Source organism: Desulfobulbaceae bacterium (assembly GCA_015231515.1).
GTDB lineage: Bacteria > Desulfobacterota > Desulfobulbia > Desulfobulbales > VMSU01 > JADGBM01.
The window spans coordinates 1-4,890 of the sequence record JADGBM010000165.1; the positions used below are offsets into that span (position 1 = coordinate 1).

General features: G+C 41.6%; 6 protein-coding genes. All 6 read right to left on the reverse strand.

Annotated features, from left to right (window positions below; all coding sequences use genetic code 11):
- Positions 1-1,043 (reverse strand): response regulator (locus HQK80_15380; protein MBF0223574.1); only part of this gene is annotated, 1,043 nt, incomplete at its 3' end.
- Positions 1,044-1,135: 92 nt separating this feature from the next.
- Positions 1,136-2,653 (reverse strand): B12-binding domain-containing radical SAM protein, encoded by a 1,518-nt coding sequence (locus tag HQK80_15385; GenBank protein MBF0223575.1) that lies wholly within the window; start codon positions 2,651-2,653, stop codon positions 1,136-1,138.
- Between the two features lie 4 nt (positions 2,654-2,657).
- Positions 2,658-3,050 (reverse strand): antibiotic biosynthesis monooxygenase, encoded by a 393-nt coding sequence (locus HQK80_15390; protein ID MBF0223576.1) that lies wholly within the window; start codon positions 3,048-3,050, stop codon positions 2,658-2,660.
- A 182-nt stretch (positions 3,051-3,232) separates the two neighbouring features.
- Entirely contained in the window at positions 3,233-3,454 is a 222-nt protein-coding gene (locus tag HQK80_15395; GenBank protein MBF0223577.1) for a hypothetical protein, read from the reverse strand.
- A gap of 38 nt (positions 3,455-3,492) precedes the next feature.
- Complete coding sequence (locus HQK80_15400) at positions 3,493-3,822, reverse strand: BON domain-containing protein (GenBank protein MBF0223578.1); 330 nt, start codon at positions 3,820-3,822, stop codon at positions 3,493-3,495.
- Positions 3,823-4,146: 324 nt separating this feature from the next.
- Positions 4,147-4,671 (reverse strand): OmpA family protein, encoded by a 525-nt coding sequence (locus tag HQK80_15405; GenBank protein MBF0223579.1) that lies wholly within the window; start codon positions 4,669-4,671, stop codon positions 4,147-4,149.
- Between the last annotated feature and the right edge of the window lie 219 nt (positions 4,672-4,890).

The window sequence follows — 4,890 nt, forward strand, 5'->3', positions numbered from 1 at the left end:
GCCAGAAGCATTCCCGGCACAAGATTCTTAGGGGAAATCCTCCTGACAATAAAATCTTTCTCAAGACTCTCAAGCTCGGATTCAAGGGCGGCGAACATTTCTGGGTCATATATGCCGGTCTGTTCCTGAATACTGGCAAGGATATTTATTGCATCCTCTGTTCGCATTTCTGCATTTACAAAATCAATGGAGAGCTTAAGCATTCGGGCTATTGATGCCACACGCTCGTTTTCTATTTTGAGGGTTTTAGGAAAATCCATCATCTGATACCCTATCGCCTCGGCAACATACTCAAGCCTTGGAATATTACTGACAAAACACTGAGCTATTTTGGGGTGGCTGTTGAACATGAGCTGTTCTTTTTCGTCAAAAATTATATTTCGGCGGTATTTATCAACAATATCAAATGGAAGGACAGACATACCTATCTGGGAAAGTATTGCAGCAAGCTCATATTCCCATATTCTCTCCATCTTGAGCCGTTTGCAGATGGAACGTGCTAATCTTCTTGTACGCTGTGCCGTATTGAAAGCCTCCGGATTTGTAAGCGAGAGAACATCTGTAAGTATTTTTATAACGCCCCGAAAGGTTTTCTGCAGAACCTCGGTTACTCTGCTTACTTCGGACTTCAGATCTTCCTGGTAATTACACATCATTTCATTGCATTCTTTGACCTTCAGAAGAGACTTGATCCTGGCTATAAGCTCCATCTTGTCAAAAGGCTTTGAAATAAAATCATTACAACCTGCTTCAATTCCCCTTATCCGATCTGCAGTTTCATGTAATGCTGTAACAAGGATTATCGGAAGTAGGTGATGTGCAGGATCCTTTTTGATCCTTTGGAGAACTGCAAAACCATCCATGCCTGGCATCACTACATCTAACAAAATCAAATCAATCTGATTGCAGGAAAGTTGTTCCAGTGCCTCTTCACCGTTTGCCGCCTTGACAACTTCATATCCCCTTGGAACAAGATTTGCCTCAAGAAGTTCAATATTTTTAAGTTGGTCATCAACTATCAATATTACAGGTTGTTCTTTCATATTATACCATCAATTTAATTGTGCATATTTTGTTCTGGAAAACTTATTTCTAATTTTTGATTATATATATTTTGTTATTCAGCAATTTCAATCTAACAGGAATGCAGCTCTTCTTTAAAATAGAGTCCGCCTTCAAGAATATACAGTTCACATATTTTACGGTAATGGTAACCATATATTGAGAGCGTTATTGCCACAGGTATCAGTCCGGGCTTGCGGATCATTGTCCAAAGCATCAGTCGCCAGTACTGCAACCGCTCTTTTCCAAGGACTCCAAGCCTGAAAGCTGATCTGAATACTGAAAGAAATCGCTGAAAACTTACTGGCTGGTTGATTTCAGGCCTCTTGAGTTCCTTCAGCAGTGTTCTAATCCGCTGGTAATAATTTTCAGGAGAATAGATCTGTTTCATAATTGTTTGGTATCCCTCCAGAAGATGCTCTATGCCCATTTGAGGAATGATATTGGTTGTTCCGTCAACATTGTCTCCTGAAAAAGTATTGACTACACGGCTTTCCCTTTGAAGCCTGTCAAAAAGACGTGTTCCCGGAGGAGCCTGAAGCATTCCAACCATTGCGGTGACAATTCCGCTCTTTTGAATAAAATCGATCTGCCTCTGAAAAATAGATGGCGTGTCGCTGTCAAATCCTACAATAAACCCGCCCATCACCTGTAGCCCTGAACGATGGATAATAGAGACACTTTCAAGAAGATCTCTGTTCCTGTTCTGGGTTTTATGACACTCTGTCAGACTTACCTCATCCGGGGACTCAATACCGATAAAAACAGAATCAAAGCCGGCTTTTACCATCATCTCCAAAAGTTCAGGATCATCGGCAAGATTGATTGATGCCTCTGTAAAAAAAACACACCCTTTTTTATCTTTTCGCCACTCAATCATGGCAGGAAGCAGGTCTGTTTTAAGGTATTTTTTATTTCCAATAAAATTGTCGTCAACAAAAAATATACTGCTTCGCCAGCCAGAAGCATAAATACGATCCAGATCCTCGATAACCTGTTGCGGTGTTTTTATACGAGGCCTGTGACCGAATAGAGAAGTGACATTGCAGAAGTCGCAGTTAAACGGGCACCCTCTGGAAAACTGAATGTTCATGGATGCATATCGTTTGGTTTTTACAAGTTCCCATGAGGGGGGTGGCGTGGTGTGAAGATCACAGAAACCAGATGCCCTGTAAATCTTTTTGGGCTGTCCGTTTTGCAGATCAGCCAGAAAAACTGGGAGTGTCAGTTCGGCTTCGTCAAGCACAAGATGATCCACATTCTTGAATTTATCGGGTTCAGAGGTAAAAAGAGGTCCTCCGGCAACAACTTTTAAATTCAAGGCAATGCAACGGTCGATAATTAGTTCAGCCGATCTGCGCTGAACCGCCATGCCTCCAACAAATGCCATATCTGCCCATAAAAGGTCTTTATCCGTAAGACTGTCAACATTCACGTCCACAAGACGCTTTGACCATTCATCAGGCAACAGACTCGCTACAGTAAGCAGCCCAAGGGGCGGAAATGCCGCTTTTTTTCCGATAAAACTTAAAGCATACGTAAAAGACCAGAATGTATCTGGAAATGTTGGGTAAATAAGAAGAATATTCATAGAATCAGGCTCCTTTCCGCGTTAATACATTCCGCGTTAATACATTCCGCGTTAATACAGGATAAATCAGCTTCATTTTTTTTCTTGCTGAATTGATAACGTCTATCCCTTCAGAGTCCGAGACCTTAAATATTTTCATCGTTATAGGTTCGCGTAAGAGGCTCTTTGTGCCAAGTAACACTTTGAATTTGAAAGACATAATATAATGCTCAAGATTACGGCGGTTTTCCCATTCGGAAATTAGATTGAAAAAATCTTCGTCTTTGATATCAGAATAAACACCATAGCTCAGACACCCGTTATCTTTTCCCTGCAACTCAACAAGAGAAAGAATCGTTTGCAAAACCTCTTTACGTTTTTCAGGGATCGCGATCATGACTGTTCTGAGTATGTTCATTTCTTCTCCATCTTTTGATTGCGAAGCTTGGGTTCATACTCCGCCTCTTGCGGTGGGGAGATTCATTGATCTCCGACTATTCAAACCATTTTTGATGACTTGACCGCTATGCCTCTGATGCTTTCAATTCGTAAAACTGAATCAAATTGCGACCGGACTCTTTGGCTTTATACATCGCCATATCAGATTTGCTTTTCTGCTTGCTTCATCTCTGTGATGTCGCGTGCTGCGGCAAACACACCCTGCAGCCTTCTGTCCCGATCATAGCCACTGTAGAAATATATCTCCGCATTCACGTCAGGATCGACGTAAATATTTGTCCCTGGCAATACTATCAGTTCAGGCGGTGCTGCAAATATAATGGGTAAAGGTAGAGAAAGGCTAAAGCCTATGATTCCCTGCATGAGCATATGGAATTAATTATGCTCGTTCTCATTTTGTCTTACTCTTTAATGTTTTTTTTAATCACAATATCGTTTTTGACATATTTCACTCCTCTCACCGAGTTTGCTATTTCAGTAGCTCTGCCAGAGGTCTGAGCTGAATCCACGAAGCCGCTCAACTGTACGAACCCCTTGAAAGATTCGACTTTGATCTGAAACCCCCTCATTGCAGGATCATCAAGCAATCCTGTCCTGACCTCGTTGGAAATCGAAGCATCATCTGTATATTCCCCTGTGCTTGTCCGGCTATGTGTTCCATAACAGCCTGTAACAAACGCAATTAGAAAAAGTCCTGTGAACAAATGCCTGATAAAATCCGCTTTACTCATGAAAACTTTTCTCCTTTTTATCAGGTTATATATGACCTGATGCTAATATAAATCTTTTCTGGTACTCAAGGGGTTGTGCCCTTGCATTACCGTGAAAATACATTGTCATTTTTATGATCCTGAGAGAGCAAAAATCCAGACATGAGTGTTTATTGCTTTCAAGTAGGGTGGTTCAATTGAAGTAAAACATCTTGCTGAGCCACCCGCCACCCGTATAACCCTAATGTTTCTACCGTACGATAATGTTTTTACTGTAGAATAATTTAACTACCGTACGATAATTTAACTACCGTACGATAATTTAACTACCGTACGATAATTTAACTATCTTACAATAATTTCAAAAAGAACTCTCATGTTTGCCCTTGCTGCTTCGGAGTAAATCTCTTGAGGTGCAGGTTCGTAAACTGCCGGGTTCGCCTCACCATAGCCGATTTTGGTAAGCCTGTCCGGCGTAATGATACCTTCGTTAATAAGGTATTGCCTTACAGCAGTTGCCCTTCTTTCACTTAACGCCTGGTTGTATTCATAACTGCCAGAAGCAGAGGTATAGCCTGCAATCCTGACTTCAGACTGAGGATTATCCTTCAGCGTCTGGATGTTTCTTTGTAATATAGTCTTTGCTTCAGGAGTAAGTGTTGACTTGTCGAAATTAAAATGTATGTCTTCAAAAGCAATAACAGTGATATTAGATCCGTCTGTTGTGGTGATTATCTTAGGCTCATAGTAAACTTGGCTGGTTCTTTTTTCCGAACAGAGAGCATTAATTTTGAGGATCGCAGATTCAGCCATATCAATAGCCGGTTGCCTTTTACAAGGGTCATAAATCTGATACGCTTTATCAACCATCGCTTTTGCTTCGTTGAACTCTTCGGGACAATCCCTGTCTTTGCCCGCATTACGAGCTTCTTCCAGAGCCTGATGTGCCTGCACTAATGCAGCGGGACAGAAGGCTGCAGGGTGTGTTTGCCGCAGCACGCGACATCACAGAGATGAAGCAAGCAGAAAAACAAATTATCAAGCTGGCTTTGCATGACTCATTGACACGGTTGCCCAATCGTCATCTAT